Raw genomic sequence first — 22396 nt, 5'->3', positions numbered from 1 at the left:
GCCTTCCGCCGCGGCGCGTCGCTCGTCGGTCCTGTCGACGGCGGAATGTGCACCTTCCGCAACACGCAACATATCGCTGTGAAAGGCCAACAGGCACAGGCTACGCTGTTCGGTCCGCCGGTCGTCATCCCTGACCGGCCTTCCGGTCTTGCGGCCGGTATCGACGAAGCCGGGCGCGGCTGCCTGGCCGGGCCGGTGGTGGCTGCGGCCGTCATTCTGCCTTCCGGCCATGAGCTTTCCGGCCTTGCCGACTCCAAGCTTCTGAGCGCCGCGGCGCGCGAGGCGCTGGCCCCGCGCATCCGGGCCTGCGCCCTGGCCTGGGGCCTGGGCGTGGTCTGGCCCAGACGCATTGAGCGCATCAATATTCTTCAAGCCACATTTGAAGCCATGAGCAGGGCCGTGCAAACCTTGCGCCGCTCTCCCTCCCGCCTGCTTGTGGACGGCAACAAGACCGTGCCGGAGGCTGTGCTGCTCCGGTTCTGGCGCAAAGGGCACGCGGCCCCCAGCCCTGCCCAGCAGGCCATTGTGGGCGGCGACAAAAGCGTGGATGCCATTTCCGCCGCCTCCATCCTGGCCAAGACCTTCCGCGACCGGCTCATGCGGCATCTGGCGCGGCGCTGGCCCGGCTATGGCCTGGAGACCCACAAGGGCTACGGCACTGCGGCTCATTACGCGGCTCTGCGGCGTCTGGGTCCATGTCCGCAGCACCGCCGGACCTTCCGGGGCGTGCTGCCGGATCAGGCAGGAACCGCGCCCAGTCAGGGCCGCTTGTGCTGAAATTTCCTTTTTTCAAAGCTCAGGCCCGGCAACGCGCGGTCGCGCTGCCCATCGCGCGCCCGGAGCATCTTCGTTTCGGCAGAGCAGGCGAGGACGCGGCCGCCGCATTTCTCAAGCGCGCAGGCTACCGCCTGCTGGATCGCAATTGGCGGCAGGGCCGCCTGGAGCTTGATCTCGTCTGCCTTGACGGCGAAACCGTGGTTTTTGTGGAGGTCAAATCCCGCAAAGCCCACGGGCAGGGCAGCCCGGCCGAAGCCGTGACCACGGCGAAACAGCGCCTGCTCGGACGCGCGGCCCAGGCCTGGCTCGCGGCCCACCGGGCCTGGCAAAGCCCCTGCCGTTTTGACGTGGTCTGCGTGCTGCGCGACGGCGACATTTTACGTCTGGAGCATCATTGCCATGCCTTTGACTTCTCCCCGGCTCTGGATAGTGGCCACGCCCCTTGGCAACCCTGATGATCTCTCGCCCAGGGCTCGTGAAATCCTGCAGGCCGCGGATCTGATCCTGGCCGAAGACACCCGCCGGGCCGCCGCTCTTTGCGCGCGTTGCGGCATTCATGGCCGCCGTTTTTTGAGTTTTTACGATCACAATGAGGCCGAGCGTCACGAGGAAGTTCTGCGCCTTTTACGGGAAGGGCGCACTCTGGCGCTGATCTCCGATGCGGGCACCCCCCTGCTGGCCGATCCGGGCTACCGCCTGGTGCGGGCCTGCCGCAAGGAAGGCCTTTCTGTTTCTCCCGTGCCGGGGCCTTCCGCGCCCGTCGCGGCTCTCTCCGCTGCCGGCATTGCCCCGCTGCCCTATACCTTTCTGGGCTTTCTGCCCCGCGATACCGCCGGACGCGAGAACCTGCTTGCCGCTTTTGCCCATGCGCCGGGCTCGCTGATCTTTTTTGAACGCAAAGATCGCCTCAGGGAAAGCCTGATCCTGGCCGCACAGATCCTGGGCGCCCGCGATCTTGCCGTTTGCCGCGAATTGACCAAAACCCATGAGGAATTTATACTCGGACGTCTGGACAGCAAGGGCGGCATCTCCCCGGAACTGCCCATGCCCCTGTTGGGCGAGATTACCGTGATCATCGGCCCGCCGGAACAGGTCGAGCGCACTCCCCGCGAGGAGGTGGCGCAACTGGCGCGCCTGGAGCTGGCCCGCGGCGGCAAACCGCGCGAAGTGGCGCGCCGGGTCCAGAGCGCGGCGCGCGGCTGGAGCGGCAAGGAAATTTACGCGCTGCTCCGGGACGCGGGCGACAGCGCAGAGCAGTAAGCAGCGTTTTTTGCCCGGCGATCTTCACAACAGGTTTGGTGTTCCTGTACGGTTGCGACTTTTTGATACCAACACGACGCATGAGAGACCCCGGCACAAGCGGCGTTCGCAGCCTGACGCATTTTCAGCGCGGCCGCGCCACTGTCTGCCCGGCTTCAGCGTTACGAGGCGCTATGCTCCCCAGACCCGTGGCCCTCAACTGTCTGGCGCGGACCTGCTGCATTAATGCGGCGAACACCGCCCGAAGCATGCAACAACCGGGGCTGACCTTTGTGCTGGCCCCGGCTCTCCGCTTTCTTTACCCGGACCGCGGGGCCAGAGAGCGCGCCTTTGCCCGCTACGGCGGCCACAGCAATACCCATGCTTTCATGATTCCGCTCTATGCGGGCATTTTGCTCTCCCTGGAAGCGCAGATCGCCAGAGGTTCCCTGCCGGAAAGCGCTGTGCATTCGGTACGCGACACACTGGCCACCACGCTTTCCGCCCTTGGCGACTCCTTTTTCAGCGGCACGCTGCGCCCGCTCTGGGCCTTGAGCAGCATCAGCCTGCTGCTTTCCGGGCATATTGTGCTCACGGCAGTCCTGACCGCCGCGCTGCTCTTGCTTGTATGGCTTTTCCGGGCAATCACATTTTTTGCAGGCCTGCGCCACGGCATGTCTGTGCTGCTGAAGCTCAAACGCCTGGATCTGATCAATTGGGGGGACACGCTCAAAATGATCAATGCCGCGCTGGTGGCGCTGATCCTGTGGCAATTGACGCCCACCTCGGCAATGCCTTTTCCCTGGCTGGCCTATGGCCTGGCAACATCGGCGCTGCTGGTCACGGCGTGGCTGGTGGGCAGAATGCATCTGCCGCGTATTCTGCTTTGGGCGCTCACGCTGGGCATGCTCATTCTCATGGACGAAGGGCTGATCGGGATGTAAGATGCTGTGGTTCTTGCCGGGACGGGATAAAGGCCTGGGCCGTCATGTTTCCGTCGCAATGCCGGGCAGGCTGAAGCTCCCGGGCACGGCCCCGGCTTCGGGAAAGACGGCAACGGCGCATTGATTGTAGAAAGAGGTTTTTCAGCCCTGGCGTTGCCGCGCGGCGCGCAGGCTTGGACAAAGTACGCGGGCAGGATGTTTCATAAGGTAAAGGCATGGAAGACGCCATCGAAATAACGCCGCGCGGGCTGGCCCTGCGGGTATCGCTCTGCCTGCGCGGCGGTCTGCATGCCCGGCCTGCCGCCCGGCTGGCCCAGGAGGCCCAGCGCTATTCATCGACCATTCAGCTGATCAGCGAAACGGGCGCGGCGGACGCCAAAAGTATGTTGGATATTCTTTCCCTCGCTCCCCCGGCCGACGCGGAGCTGACCCTGCTGGCCGACGGCGAAGACGCCCGCGAGGCCCTGTGCGGTCTGGCCCGCTTTTTAACCACCTTGCAGGAATAATATGGCCCGCGCAGTCTTGTTCGGCATCCCGGTTTCGCCCGGCATCGCCATTGGCGTCATCCGCCTGATGCACGGCGTGCGCCTGGCGGATGAGCGCCACATTGGCCCGCGCGAAGCCGCGGCCGAAGCGCAGGCCCTGTGCGACGCGGCCGCGGGCGTGCGCGCGGATTTGCAGAAAACCATGCGCAATGTGCCCGAAGATCTGGCCGAATACCGGGAGGTCATTGCCGCGCAAATGGAACTTGTGCGCGATCCCAAATTGTTGGACAGCGCCTGCGCCCGTATCCGGAAAGAGCTGATCTGCGCTCCCTGGGCGCTGGATCGCACCGTGGAAGACCTCTGCAACTTTTTTCGCGGTATGGATGACCCCTATCTGCGCGACCGCGCCCAGGATATCCGCGCCGTGGGTCTGCGCCTGCGCGAGCGCCTGGCCGGAACCCGGCATCGCCGCAACTCCGGCGCGCCCGGCGTGCTGGCCGCCGAAGATCTTTCCCCGGCTGATGTGATGGAACTCAACCTCCAGGGAGTATTGGCCATTCTCACTGCCGAGGGCGGCCCTACCTCGCATACGGCCATCCTGTCGCGCAGTCTGCACATCCCTGCCCTGGTGGGCGTGACCGGCCTTTTGAACGCCGTGCGCGATGAGGATCAAGTTATTGTGGACGGCCTGGGCGGCTGCGTGCTCCTGGCTCCGGATCAAAAGGATCTTGCCGGCTACACGTCCCGGCGCGACAAATATACCGCCTGGGAAAGCCAGACCCGCCTCACGGCCCACTGGCCCGCCGAAATGTGCGACGGGGTGCGGGTGGCTGTGCAGGCCAATCTGGAAAGCCCGGAAGAACTGGCGGATCTGCCGGAGAGCGGCGCCGACGGCGTGGGCCTGTACCGCACGGAATTTTCCTATCTCAAAGGCAATCTGCCCACAGAAGCGGAACTGATGCGCGAGTATGGCGCGGTGGCCGAAAAAATCGCGCCCCAGCGCGTTGTTTTCCGCACGCTGGACGCGGGCGCGGACAAGATGCTGCGCGCCCAGGCGGCGCTCAAGGAGCCCAATCCGGCTCTCGGCCTGCGGGGCATACGCTTCTGTCTGCGCCATCAGGGCATTTTCCGCACTCAGTTGCGGGCTTTGCTGCGGGCCGGGGCCAACGGCAATGTGGCCCTGATGCTGCCCATGATTTCCGGCCTCTCGGAAGTGCAGAGCGTGCGCCGCATCCTTCAGGAACTGCACCAGGAATTGTGCGCCCAGGCGCTGCCCCACGCTCCGAGCCTGCCTCTGGGCGTGATGGTGGAAACCCCGGCCGCGGTGCTGGTTTGCGACGCTCTGGCGCGCGAATGTGATTTTTTCAGCATCGGCACCAATGATCTGATCCACTACCTGATGGCCATTGACCGCAACAACCGCCATGTGGGATACTTGCATGAGCCCCTGCATCCGGCGGTGGTGCGCTCGCTCAAGCGCGTCATTGACGCGGCCCACCGCGAGGGCATCGGCGTCTCGGTCTGCGGCGAGCTGGCTTCGGATCCCTATGGCCTGGCCCTGCTGCTGGGCATGGGCGTGGACGCGGTATCCGCCGCGCCGCGCTTTGTGCCGGGCATGAAACACATGATCCGCCGCCTCAATGCCGCAACCTGCATGGATTTGGCGCACAGCGTGCTGTTGAGCACGGATGTGGCGGCCTCCAAGCGCATGGTGCGCGAAAAACTGCATCAATCCCTGGGCCCGGAACTGGCCTTTCATACCACAAGCCTTCTTACCCACAGCCAGCCATGAGCCGAAAAACACCGCCCTCCACCATTGCCGTCAATAAAAAGGCCCGCCACCTCTATGAGCTTTCCGAACTTCTGGAGGCCGGGATCGCGCTGACCGGCCCGGAAGTGAAAAGCATCCGGGCCGGCAAGGTGAATTTTATCGACAGCTATGTGGAATTCCGGCGCGGCGAGGCCTGGTTGCTCTCTCTGCATATTGCGCCCTACGCCAATGCCGGCTATGCCCCGCAGGCTCCGGACAGGCCGCGGAAACTCCTGCTGCACGCCCGTGAAATCGCCAAGATGGCGGGTCTGGTCGCCCAAAAGGGCCTGACCGTGGTGCCTGTGCGCGTGTACCTGAAACACGGCAGGATCAAGCTTGAAATCGCCCTGGGACGCGGCAAAAAACTGCACGACCACCGCGAAAGCCTCAAACAGCGCGCCGCAGAGCGGGATCTGGCCCGCGAGCTGGCTTGAGCGCCATGTGCTTTTGCCCGCCCATTGCCGCAGCCTGCGCGGCCAGATCCGGCCATACAGGCGCTTGCGCGCCGCGCCTGGGCCGGCAACAATCCCGCGGCCTTCTTGCCTGCCCTCTCCTTTCCTGAACCGGGAAAGCAGGCAATGCGCTATCCACCCCTGCAAGCGCCGCTGCTCTGGCAAGTCTACCTTGGGTTCTGGATCGCGGGCATTGCGGCTGTGGAATGGCTCTGGCCCGCCTTGTGCTGCGCCCTGCTGCTGACGCTCGCGGAGAAGCGCCTCTGGCATGCGGCGCGTCTGGCGCTGGCCGCGGCCCTTGTTCTGGCCGGGTTGGGCGCGGCCCACTGGCAGATGCCCAGGGAAGCGCAGCCGCCGATCCGGCAGAGCGGCGGCCAGGAGAAAGCGCCCGCGCGGATCTGCGGCACGGTGCGCGACGTCCAGGGCCTGCCGGACAACCGCCTGCGGGTGATCCTGACCGGAGTGGCGCCCCAGCCGCCTGAGCTTACGAGCGGCGCAGGGGCCGTAGCGTCGGATTCCTCTGCCGGGCTGCCCGGCCTCACGGCCTGGACCTGGGAGAAGCCGCTGCTGCGACCCCTGGCAGGCCAGATCGCGTGCCTCAGCCGACGTCCCCGCCCGGTCAGGGGCTTTGCCAATGCCGGCCTCGCGGATTGGGGCCACTGGTGGCTGGCGCGCGGGGTGCAGTGGCAAATCTGGAGCCGGGCGGAACGCGGCGCACCGGCTTTTTTCGGTCAGGGCAGCCTGAGCGCCCGCTGGCGGGAAGATCTGCGCCGCGCCTTTCTGGCCGCGCTCGTGTCCGGGCCAAGCGGCATGGCAGCTGCCGCAACGCCGGATGCTGCTGCCCCAGGCGAGGCCGCGCATGCGGAAAAAGTCCGGCCCGCGCCTTGCGCGGAGCAGCCGGAATTGCCCCAGGGCAAGGCCATTCTTCTGGCCCTGCTCTTTGGGGATCGCCAATATCTGAGCCAAAGCACGCTGGACAATTTCGCGGCCGCCACCCTGGTGCACAGCCTGGCGCTCTCCGGGCAGCATCTTGCCGTGGCCGGGCTTCTGGGCCTGCTCTGCGTGCTGGCCGCGGCCCGGCTGCATCCCGGGCTTTACCTTGCGCGGCCGCGCGCAATCTGGGTTGTGGTCGCGGCCCTGCCGCCCGCCGTGGCCTATCTCTGGCTGGGCAACGCTCCGGCTTCCCTGCTGCGGGCGGTCTGCATGCTCTTTGTAGTGGCGTTCTGGCTGGTGCGCGGCCGCCCCTGCACCACGCCCGATGTGCTTTGCGCCGCCCTGCTCTGCATTACCCTTGCTTCACCCCTGAGCGTCCTGGACACGGGCCTGCAACTTTCCGCCCTCTGCGTGGCTGTGATCGGCCTTTGCCTGCCCTGGCTGCGCCGCGTGCTGCCCGATGCCGATGCTGCAGCAACACAGCTTCAGGTTCAGGGAGCCTGGCGGCGCGGCGGCCGCTGGCTGCTGCGCATCCTGCTCATTTCACTGCTGATCCAATCGGCCCTGCTGCCCCTGAATCTGCTGCTGTTCGGCAACGCGGGATTCTGGTTTCCGCTGAACGTGCTCTGGCTGCCCGTAGCGGATCTGCTGGTGCTGCCCGGCGCGGCGCTGGGCCTGACGCTGGCCGCAACAGGCCTGGAATCCGCGGCCCGCGTTGTGCTGGATCTGGCGGCCTTGCCCTGCCAATGGCTCACCGACGGCCTGAGCTGGCTGGACGTGCATGGCGTATTGCAAAATCCCGCTCTGCTGCGCCCGCACTGGACAGCCCTGCCCGCCTTTGCGGCGCTGCTCGCGGCTCTGGCCTTCAAGGCCGGGCGTCCCAACCCGCTTCCCGCGGCCCGGCGTCTGCTGCTGACGGGCATGGCCCTGCTCTGCCTGGGTCCGCTGCTGCGCACAGCGGAACGCTTTTCCGGCGAGACGCGCGTCAGTGTGCTGGACGTGGGTCAGAGTCAGGCCGTGGCCGTGCGCCTGCCGGGCCATCTGCGGCTTTTGCTGGACGGCGGCGGCAGCACCTCCCCCCGCTTTGATCCGGGCCGCGCCCTGGCGGTTCCCGCGCTGACTTACAACGACGCGCCCCGTCTTACGGCCGTGTGCAACAGCCATCCGGATTTGGACCATATGGGCGGTCTTCTCTACCTGCTCCGGCATTGCAGCGTGCAGGCCCTGTTCGACAATGGGCGGGAAGGCGCGGGAGCGCGCGGCGCGGAATGGGCAGAGTTGCGGCAGGCTTTGGGCAGCCGCGTGCTGGCCGAAGGCGACGTGCTGACATTGGGAGATCCTGCCCTGGAACTGCGGCTGGAAGTCCTGCACCCGCCGCGGCTTGCCGCCATGGCGCGGCGCGAGCCTGAAGGGCCATTGCCGGGAAAGGAAAACGGGAAGGGCCCAAAAGCCGCAAAAACGGCTGAAGAAGAGGCCAGGCGCGCGCCCAACTCCGACGCCCTGCCCGGCTGGTCAGGCAACGACGCCTCCCTGGTGCTGCGTCTGACGCGGCAGGGGCACGGGCTGGCGCTGTTCACAGGCGATGTCGGGCGCCCGGCCCTGCGCCGTCTTCTGGCTTCGGGCCGGGATCTGCGGGCCGAGGTGCTGGTAGCGCCGCATCACGGCTCGGATCGCAGCTTTCTGGCCGCTTTTTACAAGGCAGTGCAACCCAGACTGGTGCTGGCGTCCTGCGGCTTTCAGAATCGCTACGGCTACCCTGGGCCACGCCTGACCGCATGGCTGGCCAAACACGGCATTCCCCTGCTGCATACCGGCCAGTCAGGCCAGATCACCGCGATCTGGCCGCGGGGCGGCCGCTTGCGCTTCTCCACCGCCCGGCCCTGAAACTCCGCAAGCAACCTCGCTTGCGCGCGGCCGCCGAGGGCGTACAGAGAGCGACAGCAACAATGCGGCGTGAGAGCGTTTAGCTACCTTCATCAGCAAAACGCTCTCACGCATTTTCAAAGGCAAAATGCTCTATTTCTGGCAATGCGGGCAATACACCGTGGCCCGGCCCGCCACGCGGAGCTTCTGCAAAGGGCGGCCGCAACGTTTGCAGGGCTGGCCGCCCCGGCTGTAGACTGCAAAGCAGTTCTGAAAGGCTCCCACATCCCCGTTGGCATCCCGGTAATCGCGGATGGAGCTGCCGCATTGGGCAATGGAGTCGCGCAGCACTTTCTGCAGAGAGGCCAGCAGACGGCGGCGCTCGGCCGCGCTCAGCCCACAGGCCCTGCGGCGCGGGTCCAGGCCCGCGTCGAACAGGGACTCGTCGGCATAGATATTGCCGATACCCGCAATGACCTTTTGATCCAGCAAGGCCGCCTTGAGCGCCGCGCCCCGGCCTTCAAGGCAGGCCCTGAAGCCGTGCTCGTCCAGTTCCAGGGGCTCCGGCCCCAGCTCGCGCCAGAAATCCCAGGCCGCTAAAATGTCCGGCGTGGCCGCAAGTACCAGTCCGAAAGCGCGCGTGTCGTCAAAAAAAAGACGACGGGCGCTGCCGTCGGCTGCCAGCAGGTCAAAAATGCAGCGGGTATGCGCACCGGCAGGCGTGCCCGGCGGATAGGCCATCAGCCGCCCGGTCATCCGCAGATGAATGGCCAGGAGCAAAGGCCCGTCAGGATGCCGCGCAGATGCCGGGGGTTGCAAAGAAGAAGACTCCGCAGCCGGTTCGGCGGTTTTTGCGCCGGCATCGCGGCAGGCGAGCGCCCTGCTTTCGTCCGCAAAGCTCAGGAGCAAAAGCTTGCCCCTGCGCCCCACATCCGCAATCCTGCGGCCCACAAGGCTTTGCAGGGGCAGGCTCAAGGGGTGCAGGCTGCCTGCCCGCAAGAGCTCCGCGGCCGTAATGCTGCAATCCTTCACCAATGGCCGCAGGGTGCGGGCTACGGTTTCAACTTCTGGCAGTTCAGGCATGTGGAGCCGTCTTTGCGTTGCTCGTTTCAGTACTCTGTACGGGAGATCTGAGCCAGGCGCGCCTGCCCGGCGAAACATTTTTCAGGAAAGATATATTTCCAGCAAACCCTCGGGCGGGTCGATGGTCACGGTGCGGGCCTTGAGGTCAAAGGCCGCTATGAACTCCGGCCGGGCCGGGAAGAGCACCTCCACATTCCCATCCGCGGCAATGGCCCAAATCTCCTGACCGGCGGGGTATTCAAGATGATCCAGACGCCCCAGGCGGCGGCCGTCCGGCAGCAACACGTCGCAGCCCAGCAAATCTTCCAGATAGGCCTCATCTTCGCCGGGTTGCGGCAGGTCGGCGCGATCCACCAGGATTTTGTGCCCGCGCAGAGCTTCGGCCGTGTTGCGATCCGCCACCCCTTCCAGCAAGAGCAGGGGACGCCCCTTGTGCAGACGGCAGGAAAGGGCCCGCGCGCGCCGGGGCGGTTCGTCCCCGGCCTGAAGCCAGAAGGGAAGATCCAAAAGCAAGGGGGAGTCCGCATGCCAGTCGATGCAGATCTCCCCTTTAATGCCGTGGGGCCGCGCCAGCGTGCCCATATGAATCAACGCGCCCGCCATACGCTCTGCCGGAACAAATCCGGGCGCTACTCCAGAATTTCCAGCACCGTGCGCTTCCTGGATCTGGTGGAAGCCGCGCTCAGGATGGTGCGCATGGCCCGCGCCGTGCGCCCCTGCTTGCCGATGACCTTGCCGAGATCTTCCTTGGAAACCTTGAGCTCAAGCACAGTGGTCTGCTCGCCTTCCACTTCACTGACCAGCACCTCTTCGGGATGATCCACCAGGGACTTTGCAATATATTCGATCAGAGCCTTCATTGCCAACCTCCCAAGGGCTGATGCCGGGCAGAACCGGAGCAGAGAAACGACATGCCGGGACAGAAACCGTGTCGCGCCGCCGCGCGGGCCCCAGCCCTAGGCCATGTGTTTCTTGATCAGAGAACGCACGGTCGCTGTGGGTTCAGCCCCGCGTCCGAGCCATTCCTTGATCTTTTCCGCGTCCAGTTTCACTTCTACCGGATTGGTCATAGGATTGTAGTATCCCAAAAATTGCAGAGGACGCCCGTCGCGGCGGGTTTCGTCATTGGCCGCCACCACCCGGTAAAAGGGGTGTTTTTTACTGCCGAGACGGGTCAATTTCAACTTCACAGCCATGAGTCAAACTCCCTTTGATGTGATAGTAACGTTGCGCCCGCAAAAGGGCAAGAGTATAAACGTTTTTATGCAGGCCGGGCAAAGCGGCCCGGCCTTCCTGACTGACGCGGCCTCTGCAACAAGGTTGCCGCAACGCCCCGAAAAAATTGTCTACTTTTTCCTGCGCTTCTGGCGCTCTTTCTTTTTCCGCTTTTTGGCGGCCGCGGACTTTGCGCCGGATGCGCGCCCGCCGGGCAGGCCGGATCCGAGGCCATCCATGCCGGGCAGGCCCGGCATGCCGCCCATGCCCGCAAGCCCTCCCATACCGGGAAAGCCACCCATGCCGGGCAGGCTGCGGGGCATTTTCGGCAAACCGGACTTGCCGGCCTTGCCGCCCATCAGGCCTTTCATCATCTGCCGCATCTGCTCGAACTGCCGCACCATCTGGTTGACCTGGGCCACGCTCACGCCCGCGCCCTTGGCAATGCGGGCCCGGCGGCTGCCGTTGAGCAGGTCGGGGTTGCGGCGCTCCCGCATGGTCATGGAATTGATGATCGCCTCGGTGCGCGCCAATTCCTTTTCCGGCACCGCGCCGCTCGCTTCGGCCAGCTTTTCGCGCAGGCCGCCCAGGCCCGGAATCATCTTCAAAATGCTGTCCAGGGAGCCCAGTTTCTTGATCCGCCGCATCTGCGTGCGAAAGTCTTCAAGATCAAAACTGGCCTTCTGCATCTTGCGGGCCAGTTCTTCGGCCTCCTCGGCGTTGATGGAGGACTGGGCCTTTTCCACCAGGGTGAGCACGTCGCCCATGCCCAGAATACGCCCGGCAATGCGATCCGGATGAAAAACCTCCATTTCCGAGAGTTTTTCGCCCACGCCCACAAACTTCACGGGCGCGCCGGTCACGGAACGGATGGAAAGGGCCGCGCCGCCGCGCGCGTCGCCGTCCATCTTGGTCAGCACCACGCCGGTGAGGCCCAGGCGCTCATTGAAGGTTTCGGCCACGGTCACCGCGTCCTGGCCGGTCATGGCGTCGGCCACGAACAAAATTTCCTGCGGCTGCACGGCCGCCTTAAGAGCCTGGAGCTCCGCCATCAAAGGCTCGTCCACATGCAGGCGGCCCGCCGTATCCAGCAGCAGCACCGTGGCCTGTTCCGCCCTGGCCCGCTCCAGCGCGGCCGTAGCGATGTCCACGGGCTTCATCTGCGTTGTGGAGGGAAAAACCGGCATGCCGAGCTGCCCGGCCAGCACGGTGAGCTGCTCAATGGCCGCCGGGCGATAGACGTCCGCCGGGACCAGGTAGGGGCGCATTTTCTGCTTGCGCAGCAGATTGGCGATTTTACCGGCTGAAGTGGTCTTGCCCGAACCCTGGAGGCCCACAAGCATAATCACTGCCGGTTCACGGCCCCGGAGGTTCAGCCCGGCAGTCTCGCCCCCAAGCAGGGAAACCAGCTCGTCGTGAACGATCTTGACTACCTGCTGGGCCGGGCTCACGCCCTTGAGCACCTCCTGCCCCAGACACTTGACGCGCACGCTTTCCACAAAGTCCTTGACGACTTTGAAATTGACGTCCGCTTCCAGGAGCGCCAGCCGCACCTCGCGCAGGCCCGCCTGCACGTTTTCTTCGGTGAGCCGGCCGTGGCCGCCGAAGGAGCGGAACACGCCGGAAAGTCTGTCTGAAAGGCTCTCGAACATGTAGACCTCAAAGCCCTCGCCGTACTGCGGCGGAAAAGCAGGAAGATTGCATGGCATACGCCGGCGGGAGGGGCCGCATTGCCAGGGCCCGCTTCCTGTGAGCAAGCGAAGTTGTCATTCATAGGCTCTTTGCCGGTGCGCGTCAAGTGACGGGCGCAGGCCCGCCAGGGCTGACGCATACGATGCGGCAGCCTTAAGGCCGACAGGGCAGACGCATCTAAATAGTACGTGCAATAATTTTGCTATGTTACCATAAACGCTGGGAAGAGCCGCTTCGGCGGCGGAGCCGCACTTCGCTCCCACGAAGCCTGCGGCTTCGGGCGATGCTGTCGCATCGCCGCCAGGTCTGCCGCATACGATGCGGCAGACCTGTTAAGGCCGGACCTTGCATTGACAGCAAAGCCACAAGCGGCTAAGATAACTGGCTACAATTTATACAATTATTATAGCCAATTACGAGGAAGTCATGTTCACCAATCGCGGCAAAGCGCTGACATTCGACGACATTCTGCTGATTCCCGGCTACTCCGAAATAACCCCGGACGCCGTTGACATCAGCACTTGGCTTACCCCCTCCATCCCCCTGCAAACCCCCCTGCTTTCAGCCGCCATGGATACAGTGACCGAATCGGCCATGGCCATTTCCATGGCCCGCATGGGCGGCATCGGCATCATCCATAAAAATATGCCGGTTGAAAAGCAGCGCCTGGAAGTGGAAAAAGTAAAGAAGAGCGAAAGCGGCATGATCCTGGATCCGATCACTGTTTCGCCCCGCAATTCCGTGCAGGAGGCTCTGGATCTGATGTCGGACTTCCGCGTTTCGGGCCTGCCGGTGGTGGACGGCGAATGCCTGGTGGGCATCCTGACCAACCGCGACGTGCGTTTTGTGGAAGACGCCCAGGCCGTGCGCGTGGCGGACGTGATGACCAGCAAAAACCTGATCACCGTGCCCATGGGCACCTCTCTGGAAGACGCCAAGCGGCATTTGCATGAACACCGCATCGAAAAGCTTCTGGTGGTGGACGAGAACAAGCGCTTGCGCGGCCTGATCACCATGAAAGACATCGACAAGGTCCAGAAATACCCCAATGCCTGCAAGGATGAGAAAGGCCGTCTGCGCGTGGGCGCGGCCATCGGCATCGGCAGGGATTCCGAAGCCAGGGCCGAGCAGTTGCTGGATGCCGGGGCGGACGTGCTGGTGCTGGATTCGGCCCACGGGCACTCAAGCAATGTGCTCACGGCCATCCGCCAGGTCAAATCGGCCTTTCCCCGCTGCCAGCTGATCGCCGGCAATGTGGCCACCTATGAGGGCGCGCGCGCCATTCTGGAGGCCGGAGCCGACAGCGTGAAAGTGGGCATCGGGCCCGGCTCCATCTGCACGACGCGCATTGTGGCGGGCGTGGGCGTGCCCCAGGTCACGGCGGTCATGGACGGCGGGCGCGCCGCGCGCGAGATGGACCGCTGCTGCGTGGCCGACGGGGGCATCAAATTTTCCGGCGATATTGTGAAAGCCCTGGTGGTGGGCGCGCATTCGGTGATGATCGGCTCGCTTTTCGCGGGCACCGAGGAAAGCCCCGGCGAGACCATTCTCTACCAGGGCCGCACCTATAAAATCTACCGCGGCATGGGCTCCATCGACGCCATGAAAGAAGGCAGTTCGGATCGGTACTTCCAGGAGCGCAGCAAAAAGCTGGTGCCCGAGGGCATTGTGGGCCGCGTGCCCTATCGCGGCCCGGTCATGGAGGCCGTCTATCAGCTCATGGGCGGCCTGAGATCGGGCATGGGCTATGTGGGCGCCAAAAACCTGAAGGATCTTTTCGAGAACACCACCTTCTGCGAAATTTCCGCGGCAGGCCTGCGCGAAAGCCATGTGCATGACGTCATCATCACCAAGGAAGCGCCCAATTACCGCATCGACAACTAGAGCGTTTAGCTAATTTCATGAGCAAAACGCTCTAGGCAGCCCCGCCCGCGCCGGGTATGACGCGCCGGGATCGCTTGAATCCACGGATTTTCGCAGAAGGAGTTTTTGTGGCGCACAGCAAGGTCATCATCATCGACTACGGCTCCCAGGTCACCCAACTCATTGCCCGCCGCGTGCGCGAGGCCGGGGTCTATTCCGAAATCCACTCCTGCGCGGCCACAGCAGAGCAGGTGGCGGCCATGCGGCCCTCGGCCCTGATCCTTTCCGGCGGGCCTGCCAGCGTGGGCGAGGCTGACGCCCCCACCCTGGATCCGGGCTTTCTTGAGCTTGGCGTGCCGGTGCTAGGCATCTGCTACGGCATGCAGTTGCTGGCCCTGAACCTGGGGGGGCGACTGGCCCAATCCCAGACGCGGGAATACGGCCCTGCCGACCTGACGCTGTGCGCGCCCTGCGCGCTCTGGGACGGCCTGGCAGCCGACAGTCCGAGCCGGGTCTGGATGAGCCACGGCGATAAAGTCCTTGCCCCGCCGCCGGGCTTTGCGATCACCGGCCGCACGCCCAGCCTGGACGTGGCGGCCATGGCCGACGAGCAACGCCGGATCTACGCCGTGCAATTTCACCCCGAAGTGCACCACAGCGTGGACGGCGAGCGTATTCTGCAAAATTTTCTGTTCAAAATTGCCGGCATCCGGCCTGACTGGACCATGTCCTCTTTTGTGGAACGGGTCATCAGGGAAGCGGCCGAACAGGCGGGGGACAGCCATGTGGTCTGCGCCTTGTCCGGCGGCATTGATTCCACGGTGGTGGCAGTGCTGCTGCACCGGGCCATCGGCAGGCGGCTGCACTGCATCTTTGTGGATAACGGCCTTTTGCGCCTGGGGGAAGGCCGGGAGGTCGTCAGTTATCTGCGCGAGCATTTCGATCTCAATCTCACCTTTGTGCAGGCCCAGGATCGCTTTCTCTCGCGGCTCAGGGGCGTTGAGGACCCCGAAAAAAAACGCAAGATCATCGGCCATACCTTTATCGAGATTTTTGACGAGGAAGCCAAAAAGCTGCCTCAGGTGGACTTTCTGGCCCAGGGCACGCTGTACCCCGACGTTATCGAGTCCGTGTCGCACAAGGGACCGAGCGCGGTGATCAAGAGCCATCACAATGTGGGCGGCCTGCCGGAAAGCATGAAACTCAAGCTCATTGAGCCCCTGCGCGAGCTGTTCAAGGATGAAGTGCGCAAGGTGGCGGTGGAGCTCGGCCTGCCGGATTCCATTGTCTGGCGGCATCCGTTTCCGGGTCCCGGCCTGGCTATCCGCGTGCTCGGCGAAGTGACCGAAGAGCGCTTGCGGATCCTGCGCCTGGCCGATAAAATCGTCCAGGAGGAGCTGCGCGAATCCGGCTGGTACCGCAAGGTCTGGCAGGGTTTCGCCGTGCTTCTGCCGCTCAAGACCGTGGGCGTGATGGGCGACGGCCGCACCTATGAGCATGTGATCGCCCTGCGCGTGGTGGACAGCGTGGACGCCATGACCGCGGACTGGGCGCGCCTGCCCGCGGAGCTCATTGAGCGCATGTCCGGCCGGATCATCAACGAGGTCAAGGGCGTGAATCGCGTGGTCTATGATGTGTCCTCCAAACCGCCCAGCACCATAGAATGGGAATAAGAAGGAGGCGAAATGTTCGGAATAGGCAGCACGGAGCTCCTGGTCATCCTGGTGGTGGCCCTGATTGTGCTCGGCCCCAAGAGCCTGGCGAGCATTTCCCGCACCCTGGGCAAAGCTATGGGCGAATTCCGCAGGGTCTCCACGGACTTTCAGCGCACCCTGAATGCCGAAGTGGAACAGGAAGAGCAGGAAAAACGTAAAAAAGAGGCCGAAAAAGCCCAAAAAGCCGCGGCCGAAGCCGAAGCGGCCAAGGCCCCGACCGCGGATGCCTCTTCCGACGCTGCCACACCCGGCCCTTCAGACGCTGTGGGCGCTGCCGACACTGCCGCGCCGGTATCCGCCGCCACTCCGGACTCCGAAACCATGCGCGAGGCCCCCACTTCGCCATCCGTTGCCTCCGAACAAAGCCAGGCAGACTTGGACGAGCCACGGCCGGGCGCTGTTGCGCCGCCTGAGGGCAGTCCCCTGGCCCAAGCCGTGGAGCGGGCCAGAGCCGAAGCCGAGGGCGGATCCGGGCGCGAAGCACAGGATCCTGCAACCTCCCACAAGGGCGACAAAGCATGAGCGGGCCGGAGAAAGACAGCCTTTTGGATCCGCCCGCCGAAAGCGGCGCAACCAAGGACAAAAGCCAGCCCGCCGCTGCTGAAAACGCGCCGGCGGAATTCACGGCGCAGATGCTTTCCGGGCCGAAATGGCAGCCGGAAAACTCTGCCGCGCCTTCAGTGATTCCGGGGGCCGCGCCTGACGGATCTGTTGCTCCCGCAGCGGAGCCGGACGACAACGCCTCGCCCTTCACGGACGCACACCGGGACGCTTTGCCGGAAGAAGCGGCAGGCGGTCCCCCAGAGCCGCCGTCGCCGCCCGGCTCTTCCGCCGCGTCGGAGAGTTCCGCGCCTGTGCCCGCGCCGCCAGCCGGGCCGCCGGCCCCGGACGAGGGGCAAACGCCCGCCGTGCCGCAGGAGCAAGAGCCCGAACCCATGAGCCTTATGGAACATCTGGGCGAGCTGCGTATGCGCCTGGTGCGCTGCTGCATTGCCGTGGGGCTTGGCTTTCTGGCGTGCTGGGCTGTGGTGGACCCCATTTTCAACGCCCTGGTCAATCCTCTGATTGCCGTCTTGCCTCCCGGTTCCCACGCGCAGTACACCACCCTGCCCGAAGGCTTTTTCACCCGCATGTATATCGCTTTCATCGCGGGCGTGTTCGTGTCCAGTCCGGTGATTTTTTATCAGATCTGGTCATTCATCGCTCCGGGTCTTTATGAGAACGAAAAACGGCTGATCATCCCCATTGCCGTGGTTTCGGCCTTCTTTTTCATCTGCGGCGGGGCGTTCTGCTATTTTGTGGTTTTTCCCTATGCCTTCAGTTTTTTCGTGAGCTTTTCCACCAGCACCATTGTGGTCATCCCCAAGATCAGCGATTATCTGGATTTTGTGCTCAAGCTGATCCTGGCCTTCGGCCTGATCTTTGAAATGCCGCTGTTCGCCTTTTTTCTGTCGCGCATGGGCCTGGTCACCGCGGCCATGATGCGCAAGGCCCAGCGTTACGCAGTCCTGGCCATTTTTGTGGTGGCGGCCATTCTCACGCCCCCGGATGTGGTTTCGCAACTGCTCATGGCCTGCCCCATGATTCTGCTCTATGAACTCAGCATCGGCGTGGCCGCCCTGTTCGGCCGCAAGAAACGGACGCCCGATCCTGAGAAAAAGAAAAACGACGCCACAGGCGCGGAGGAAGCATGAGCGCAATGGCGTCTCGCACTGCCGCCAGAGAGCGGCAAAGCGCGGAGACCCGCATCCGGCTGGAAGTGAACCTGGACGGCCGCGGCCAAACCCGGATCAGCACCGGTTTCGGTCTGCTGGATCACATGTTGACTCTTACCGCCTTTTGGGCGGGCATGGATTTGCAGATTTCCTGCCAGGGGGATATGGATGTGGACGCCCATCACAGCGCCGAAGACGTGGGCCTGACCCTGGGCGCGGCGCTGCTGGAGGCTTTGGGCGACAGAACGGGCATCGCCAGAGTGGGCTACGGCCGCGTGCCCATGGATGAAGCTCTGGCGGAAGTGACCGTGGATCTTTCCGGCCGCCCCTGGCTGGAGTGGCGCGGCGACACACTTTTGCCGCCGATCCTGGCCGGAGAGGAAAAAGACCTTTGGCGCGAATTCTACAAAGCTCTGGCAAGCGGCGCGCGCTGCAATCTGCATGTGGCCTTTCTGTACGGCAAAAACGGCCATCATCTGCTGGAATCAGCGGCAAAGGGCCTGGGTCTTGCCTTGAATCAGGCCATGCGGATCCAGGGCACAACCATCAGAAGCACCAAAGGAGGTCTGGACTGATGCGATCTCGCCTGTATATGCTCGTTTTGTGTCTTCTCTGCCTGGCGCTGGCCGCCGGGGCCTGCTCGCGCCGCCCGCGCAGCACGGCGGACGTGCCGCGGCCCATTTCGGCCAAGTACGCCATATCCGTGGCGCCCTTCACCCAGCCGATCAACGCCAGCCAGCTTATTGTGGGGCGCATCCCCGAAGATCAGGGCCGCATCCCGCACGACATGCTCCTGGCCCTGGACATGCAGTTGCGCCATGTGCTGATGACCGACACCAGGCGCCAGTACACCTTCATCGCCCCCCAGAATCTGCCTCCGGATCTGACCACCTTTCACAGTTCCGAGCAGCCGCAGGCCCTGCCCCGCTGGATTGACTACGGCAAGAAACAGGGCGCGCAGCTTTTGCTGATCCCGCAAGTGCTGGACTGGCACGAGCGCGAGGGCTCCAGGGCCGGGGTTACGCAATCCGCGCATGTGCGCGCGGAGTTCTTTTTGCTCAAGGTGGACGAAGGCACGCTGATGAACCGCTCCATTTATGAGGAAAAGCAGGTGGGCCTGACCGAAAACCTGCTCACTGTGGGCTCTTTCTTCAAGCGCGGCGGCGCCTGGGTCACGGCCGAAGATCTGACCGTGGACGGCATGCGCAAGGCTGTCAAGGATCTCGGTTTATGATTCTTTTTCCCGCAGTGGACATACAGGACGGCAAGGCCGTGCGTCTCAAACAGGGACGCGCGCATGAAAGCACGGTTTTTGCCGCGGATCCGGTTGCGGCCGCCAAAGCCTGGGAGGCGCGCGGCGCGCGCTGGCTGCATGTGGTGGATCTGGACGGCGCGTTTGACGGCGCGGCCCGCAGTCGCGCCATTGTGCAGCGCATTTGCCGAGAGCTCGCCATCCCCGTGCAGCTGGGCGGCGGCATCCGGGACATGGCCACGGCTGAAGCCTATCTGGAAGCGGGCGTCACGCGCCTGATCATCGGCACTCTGGCCCTGGAGCAACCAGAGCTGTTCACCGGGCTCTGCCGCGCTTTTCCCGGGCGCATCGGCGTCTCGCTGGATGCCGATGCCGGACGCCTCAAAAGCCGGGGCTGGGCCACGGACACGGGCCTGACCGTGGACGACGTGCTGCCCCGGTTGCAGGAACAGGGCGCGGCCTTCATCATTTATACGGACATTGAGCGCGACGGCATGCAGTGCGGCGTCAACCTGCCCGCCCTGGAACATCTGGCCCGGCTCGCCCGGATGCCGGTCATTGCCGCCGGGGGCGTGGCCACCCTGGCTGACGTGCAAAAGCTCTATCCCCTGACGCGCACCACCAATCTGATCGGCGCTGTGAGCGGCCGCGCCCTGTACGAAGGCACGCTCACTCTGGAAGAAGCCAACGCCTGGATCGACGCGCAAATGGCCGCAAGCCGCGCCTGACGGCCGCCGCCGCACTGCTGCGGGCGTGGCGCAATGAAAATATGCCTGCTTTTAGAGCGGTTTGCTGTTGAAAACGGCAACCGCTCTAAAGTCGGCATTCAGGCGAAACGCGCGCCTGGCAGTGCGGATCCCGTTCGCTTTACTGCGCGGGCTGGCTCTTCTCGCCGTTATCGTGGCCCGATCGCAGGGAGCGGCAGATGGGCCGGGCTTCGCTCCGGCCGGAGAAGATTGCCTCCGGCGAGGCGTCCAGGGCATGCGGCAGAACATCGTCCACATGTTCCACAAAAACGATTTTCAGATCCTTGAGCACCTCGTCGGGCACTTCCTTGAGATCTTTTTCGTTGTCCTTGGGCATAATCACTTTTTTAATGCCGCTGCGGCGCGCTGCCAGCAACTTCTCGCGCAGCCCGCCGATGGGCAGCACCCGGCCGCGCAATGATATTTCGCCGGTCATGGCCACATCGTTGCGCACCGGAATGCCCAAAAGGGCCGAGGTGATCGACGTGGCCAGCGTGATGCCCGCCGACGGGCCGTCCTTGGGCGTGGCCCCGGCGGGCACATGCACATGGATGTCCACCTTGCGGTAAAAACGCGGGTCCAGGCCCAGCACTTCCGCGCGCGAGCGCACATAGGAAAGCGCGGCCTTGGCCGATTCGGTCATCACCTCGCCCAGTTGGCCCGTAATCACCACATGGCCCGATCCGCTCATCAGGCTGGTTTCCACCAGCAGAATCTCGCCGCCGCGCTGATTGTAGGCCAGGCCCGCGCAGACGCCCACCTGCGGTTCGTCCTCGCGTTCCTCGTGGCGGTATTTCTTGACGCCCAAAAAACTTGCAAGGCTCTGCCGCGAAATGGAGACGCACTTTTCCGGATCATTCTCTTCCACAAGACGGATGGCTGTTTTGCGGCAAAGGGCCGCAATTTCCCGCTCCAGATTGCGCACCCCGGCCTCGTGCGTATAGGAGCGGATGATCTCCAGCAGCGCGTTTTCCGACACGCGCATATTGCCTTCCCGCAAGCCGTGCTCCGCTATCTGGCGGGGCAGGAGGAAATGCCGGGCAATATGCCGTTTTTCCGTTTCCAGATAGCTGTTGAGCTCAATGATCTCCATGCGATCCAGCAAGGGGACCGGAATGGTATGCAGGGAATTGGCCGTGGTGATGAAAAAGACCCTGGAAAGATCATATTCCAGATCCAGATAATGATCCATGAAAGCGTGGTTCTGCTCCGGATCCAGCACCTCCAGGAGCGCCGAGGCCGGATCGCCGCGGTAGTCTGAAGTCATCTTGTCCACTTCGTCCAGGCAGAACAAGGGATTGTTGAACTTGACCCGTTTCAGGGACTGGATAATCTTGCCCGGCAGCGCGCCCACATAGGTGCGGCGATGGCCGCGGATCTCGGCTTCGTCGCGCACGCCGCCCAGGGACAGGCGCACAAAATCCCGGCCCGTGGCCTTGGCCACGGACTTGGCCAGGGAGGTTTTGCCCACGCCGGGCGGCCCCACGAAACAGAGGATCGGCCCTTTCAGGCCGTGCGAAAGCTTCTGCACGGCCAGATATTCCAGAATCCGCTCCTTGGGCTTTTCCAGACCGTAGTGATCGCCGTCCAGAATGGCGCGGGCCTTTTCAATGTCGATATCAATCTGCTTGAGATCGTTCCAGGGCAGATCCAGAATCCAATCCACATAATTGCGCACTACCGTGTATTCTGCGGCCGAGGGCGGCATGCAGCGCAGCTTCTTGACCTCGGACAAGGCTTTCTGGCGGGCCTCCTCGGGCATGTCGCGGCCCTTGAGTTTCTGCTCAAGCTCCTGCACTTCCGCCTGGGGATCGTCCTCACGCCCCATTTCCTTGTTGATGGCCTTGATCTGCTCGTTGAGGTAGTACTCGCGCTGATTGCGCTCCATCTGGACCTTGACGCGGTTCTTGATCCTTTTTTCCACGGAAGCCAGGGCCACTTCGCCCTGCAAAAGCTCGTAGGCCAGCTCCAGGCGCTCGGTGACATCCGCGCGTTCCAGGACATCCTGCTTTTTGCGGTAGTCCACTTTCAAATGCGGCACAATGGCGTCAGCCAGGGGACCGGGATCATGCAGGGCCAGGATGGAGAGTATGGCCTCCTGGGGAATTTTTTTGTTGCTTTTGCCGTATTCTTCCAGGGCCTCGTGCGTGGCGCGCGTCAGGGCTTCTCTTTCATCCGGCCGGCTTTCGCTTTCTTGCAGGGCATACACGCGAACAACGGCGCTGTGCTCCGCCACGCGCAGATCGCTCCAGCAGGCGCGATGCAAGCCCTCAAAAAGAACCTTGATGGTGCCGTCGGGCAGGCGCAGCATCTGCAGTACCTTGCTGACCACGCCCACGGCGCAGAGATCCGCGGCATCCGGTTTTTCCAGATCCGGCTCGCGCTGGGCCACCAGAAATATCTGTTTGCTGTGGGAGGCCTGCGCCGCCTCTATGGCTTTGATGGAAGCTTCACGCCCCACAAAAAGCGGCATGATCGAACGGGGGAACATGACCACTTCCCGCAAGGGCATGACCGGCAGTTCCTGAAAGGCTTCCCCGCGCACTGCGTCAGACATATTTTCTCCCCGAAAGGCGTCGGCGGGGTGCAGCGACCGGCTGTGCCCCGCGAAA

At 63.8% G+C, this 22396-nt stretch carries 21 protein-coding genes; 15 read left to right on the top strand and 6 right to left on the bottom strand.

Annotation, left to right across the window (positions count from 1 at the left end):
• Positions 1-78 precede the first annotated feature (78 nt).
• The 8 genes from G7Y51_RS02980 to G7Y51_RS02945 all read left to right on the top strand — a co-directional run bounded on the left by G7Y51_RS02980 (position 79) and on the right by G7Y51_RS02945 (position 8524).
• Positions 79-777: a ribonuclease HII gene (locus G7Y51_RS02980; RefSeq protein ID WP_241160111.1), complete on the top strand. Its 699-nt coding sequence runs from the start codon at positions 79-81 to the stop codon at positions 775-777.
• A complete protein-coding gene (locus G7Y51_RS02975; RefSeq protein WP_241160107.1) occupies positions 771-1232 on the top strand; it encodes a YraN family protein in 462 nt (153 codons plus the stop codon). The genes G7Y51_RS02980 and G7Y51_RS02975 overlap by 7 nt, the downstream gene beginning before the upstream one ends.
• On the top strand, positions 1177-2037 hold the full coding sequence (gene rsmI, locus G7Y51_RS02970) for a 16S rRNA (cytidine(1402)-2'-O)-methyltransferase (RefSeq protein ID WP_165174903.1): 861 nt from the start codon (positions 1177-1179) through the stop codon (positions 2035-2037). Before G7Y51_RS02975 ends, rsmI begins: the two co-directional genes overlap by 56 nt.
• 173 nt (positions 2038-2210) lie before the next feature.
• On the top strand, positions 2211-2960 hold the full coding sequence (locus G7Y51_RS02965; RefSeq protein WP_165174902.1) for a PTS system mannose/fructose/sorbose family transporter subunit IID: 750 nt from the start codon (positions 2211-2213) through the stop codon (positions 2958-2960).
• Between the two features lie 215 nt (positions 2961-3175).
• Entirely contained in the window at positions 3176-3466 is a 291-nt protein-coding gene (locus G7Y51_RS02960; protein WP_165174901.1) for an HPr family phosphocarrier protein, read from the top strand.
• A gap of 1 nt (position 3467) precedes the next feature.
• A complete protein-coding gene (gene ptsP / locus G7Y51_RS02955; protein WP_165174900.1) occupies positions 3468-5237 on the top strand; it encodes a phosphoenolpyruvate--protein phosphotransferase in 1770 nt (589 codons plus the stop codon).
• The gene (gene smpB / locus G7Y51_RS02950; RefSeq protein ID WP_165174899.1) at positions 5234-5689 is read left to right on the top strand and encodes an SsrA-binding protein SmpB; all 456 of its coding nucleotides are present in this window, start codon (positions 5234-5236) and stop codon (positions 5687-5689) included. Before ptsP ends, smpB begins: the two co-directional genes overlap by 4 nt.
• A gap of 144 nt (positions 5690-5833) precedes the next feature.
• Positions 5834-8524 (top strand): ComEC/Rec2 family competence protein, encoded by a 2691-nt coding sequence (locus G7Y51_RS02945; RefSeq protein WP_165174898.1) that lies wholly within the window; start codon positions 5834-5836, stop codon positions 8522-8524.
• Positions 8525-8656: 132 nt separating this feature from the next.
• Here the strand turns inward: G7Y51_RS02945 and mutM are convergent, their stop codons facing one another.
• The 5 genes from mutM to ffh form a co-directional block, all read right to left on the bottom strand.
• The gene (gene mutM, locus G7Y51_RS02940; protein WP_165174897.1) at positions 8657-9586 is read right to left on the bottom strand and encodes a bifunctional DNA-formamidopyrimidine glycosylase/DNA-(apurinic or apyrimidinic site) lyase; all 930 of its coding nucleotides are present in this window, start codon (positions 9584-9586) and stop codon (positions 8657-8659) included.
• 81 nt (positions 9587-9667) lie between these two features.
• On the bottom strand, positions 9668-10189 hold the full coding sequence (gene rimM, locus G7Y51_RS02935; RefSeq protein ID WP_241160106.1) for a ribosome maturation factor RimM: 522 nt from the start codon (positions 10187-10189) through the stop codon (positions 9668-9670).
• 26 nt (positions 10190-10215) lie between these two features.
• Positions 10216-10446 carry a KH domain-containing protein gene (locus G7Y51_RS02930; RefSeq protein ID WP_165069297.1) on the bottom strand — a complete coding sequence of 77 codons (231 nt, stop codon included), beginning with the start codon at positions 10444-10446 and terminating at the stop codon, positions 10216-10218.
• Positions 10447-10542: 96 nt separating this feature from the next.
• On the bottom strand, positions 10543-10782 hold the full coding sequence (gene rpsP / locus G7Y51_RS02925; protein WP_165069293.1) for a 30S ribosomal protein S16: 240 nt from the start codon (positions 10780-10782) through the stop codon (positions 10543-10545).
• A gap of 150 nt (positions 10783-10932) precedes the next feature.
• Positions 10933-12453 carry a signal recognition particle protein gene (ffh, locus tag G7Y51_RS02920; protein WP_165174928.1) on the bottom strand — a complete coding sequence of 507 codons (1521 nt, stop codon included), beginning with the start codon at positions 12451-12453 and terminating at the stop codon, positions 10933-10935.
• 466 nt (positions 12454-12919) lie between these two features.
• Here ffh and guaB point away from each other — a divergent pair, with 466 nt between their 5' ends.
• The 7 genes from guaB to hisA all read left to right on the top strand — a co-directional run bounded on the left by guaB (position 12920) and on the right by hisA (position 19766).
• Positions 12920-14377, top strand: coding sequence for an IMP dehydrogenase (guaB, locus tag G7Y51_RS02915; protein ID WP_165174896.1), 1458 nt, complete (start codon positions 12920-12922; stop codon positions 14375-14377).
• A gap of 107 nt (positions 14378-14484) precedes the next feature.
• A complete protein-coding gene (gene guaA, locus G7Y51_RS02910; protein WP_241160105.1) occupies positions 14485-16029 on the top strand; it encodes a glutamine-hydrolyzing GMP synthase in 1545 nt (514 codons plus the stop codon).
• 12 nt (positions 16030-16041) lie between these two features.
• Positions 16042-16593, top strand: a complete 552-nt coding sequence (gene tatB / locus G7Y51_RS02905; RefSeq protein WP_165174894.1) for a Sec-independent protein translocase protein TatB — start codon at positions 16042-16044, stop codon at positions 16591-16593.
• A complete protein-coding gene (gene tatC / locus G7Y51_RS13680; protein ID WP_241160104.1) occupies positions 16590-17765 on the top strand; it encodes a twin-arginine translocase subunit TatC in 1176 nt (391 codons plus the stop codon). The genes tatB and tatC overlap by 4 nt, the downstream gene beginning before the upstream one ends.
• 5 nt (positions 17766-17770) lie before the next feature.
• Entirely contained in the window at positions 17771-18361 is a 591-nt protein-coding gene (locus G7Y51_RS02895; protein WP_206214233.1) for an imidazoleglycerol-phosphate dehydratase, read from the top strand.
• Positions 18361-19020 carry a hypothetical protein gene (locus tag G7Y51_RS02890; RefSeq protein ID WP_165174892.1) on the top strand — a complete coding sequence of 220 codons (660 nt, stop codon included), beginning with the start codon at positions 18361-18363 and terminating at the stop codon, positions 19018-19020. Before G7Y51_RS02895 ends, G7Y51_RS02890 begins: the two co-directional genes overlap by 1 nt.
• On the top strand, positions 19017-19766 hold the full coding sequence (gene hisA / locus G7Y51_RS02885; RefSeq protein ID WP_165174891.1) for a 1-(5-phosphoribosyl)-5-[(5-phosphoribosylamino)methylideneamino]imidazole-4-carboxamide isomerase: 750 nt from the start codon (positions 19017-19019) through the stop codon (positions 19764-19766). The genes G7Y51_RS02890 and hisA overlap by 4 nt, the downstream gene beginning before the upstream one ends.
• A gap of 139 nt (positions 19767-19905) precedes the next feature.
• Here hisA and lon read toward each other — a convergent pair whose 3' ends face one another.
• Positions 19906-22341 carry an endopeptidase La gene (lon, locus tag G7Y51_RS02880; protein WP_165174890.1) on the bottom strand — a complete coding sequence of 812 codons (2436 nt, stop codon included), beginning with the start codon at positions 22339-22341 and terminating at the stop codon, positions 19906-19908.
• Between the last annotated feature and the right edge of the window lie 55 nt (positions 22342-22396).

Origin of the sequence: Desulfovibrio sp. ZJ369 (genome assembly GCF_011039085.1) — a bacterium.
GTDB lineage: Bacteria > Desulfobacterota > Desulfovibrionia > Desulfovibrionales > Desulfovibrionaceae > Desulfovibrio.
Note: the sequence above shows the minus strand (reverse complement) of the source record. Positions and strands in the feature narration are given on the sequence as shown.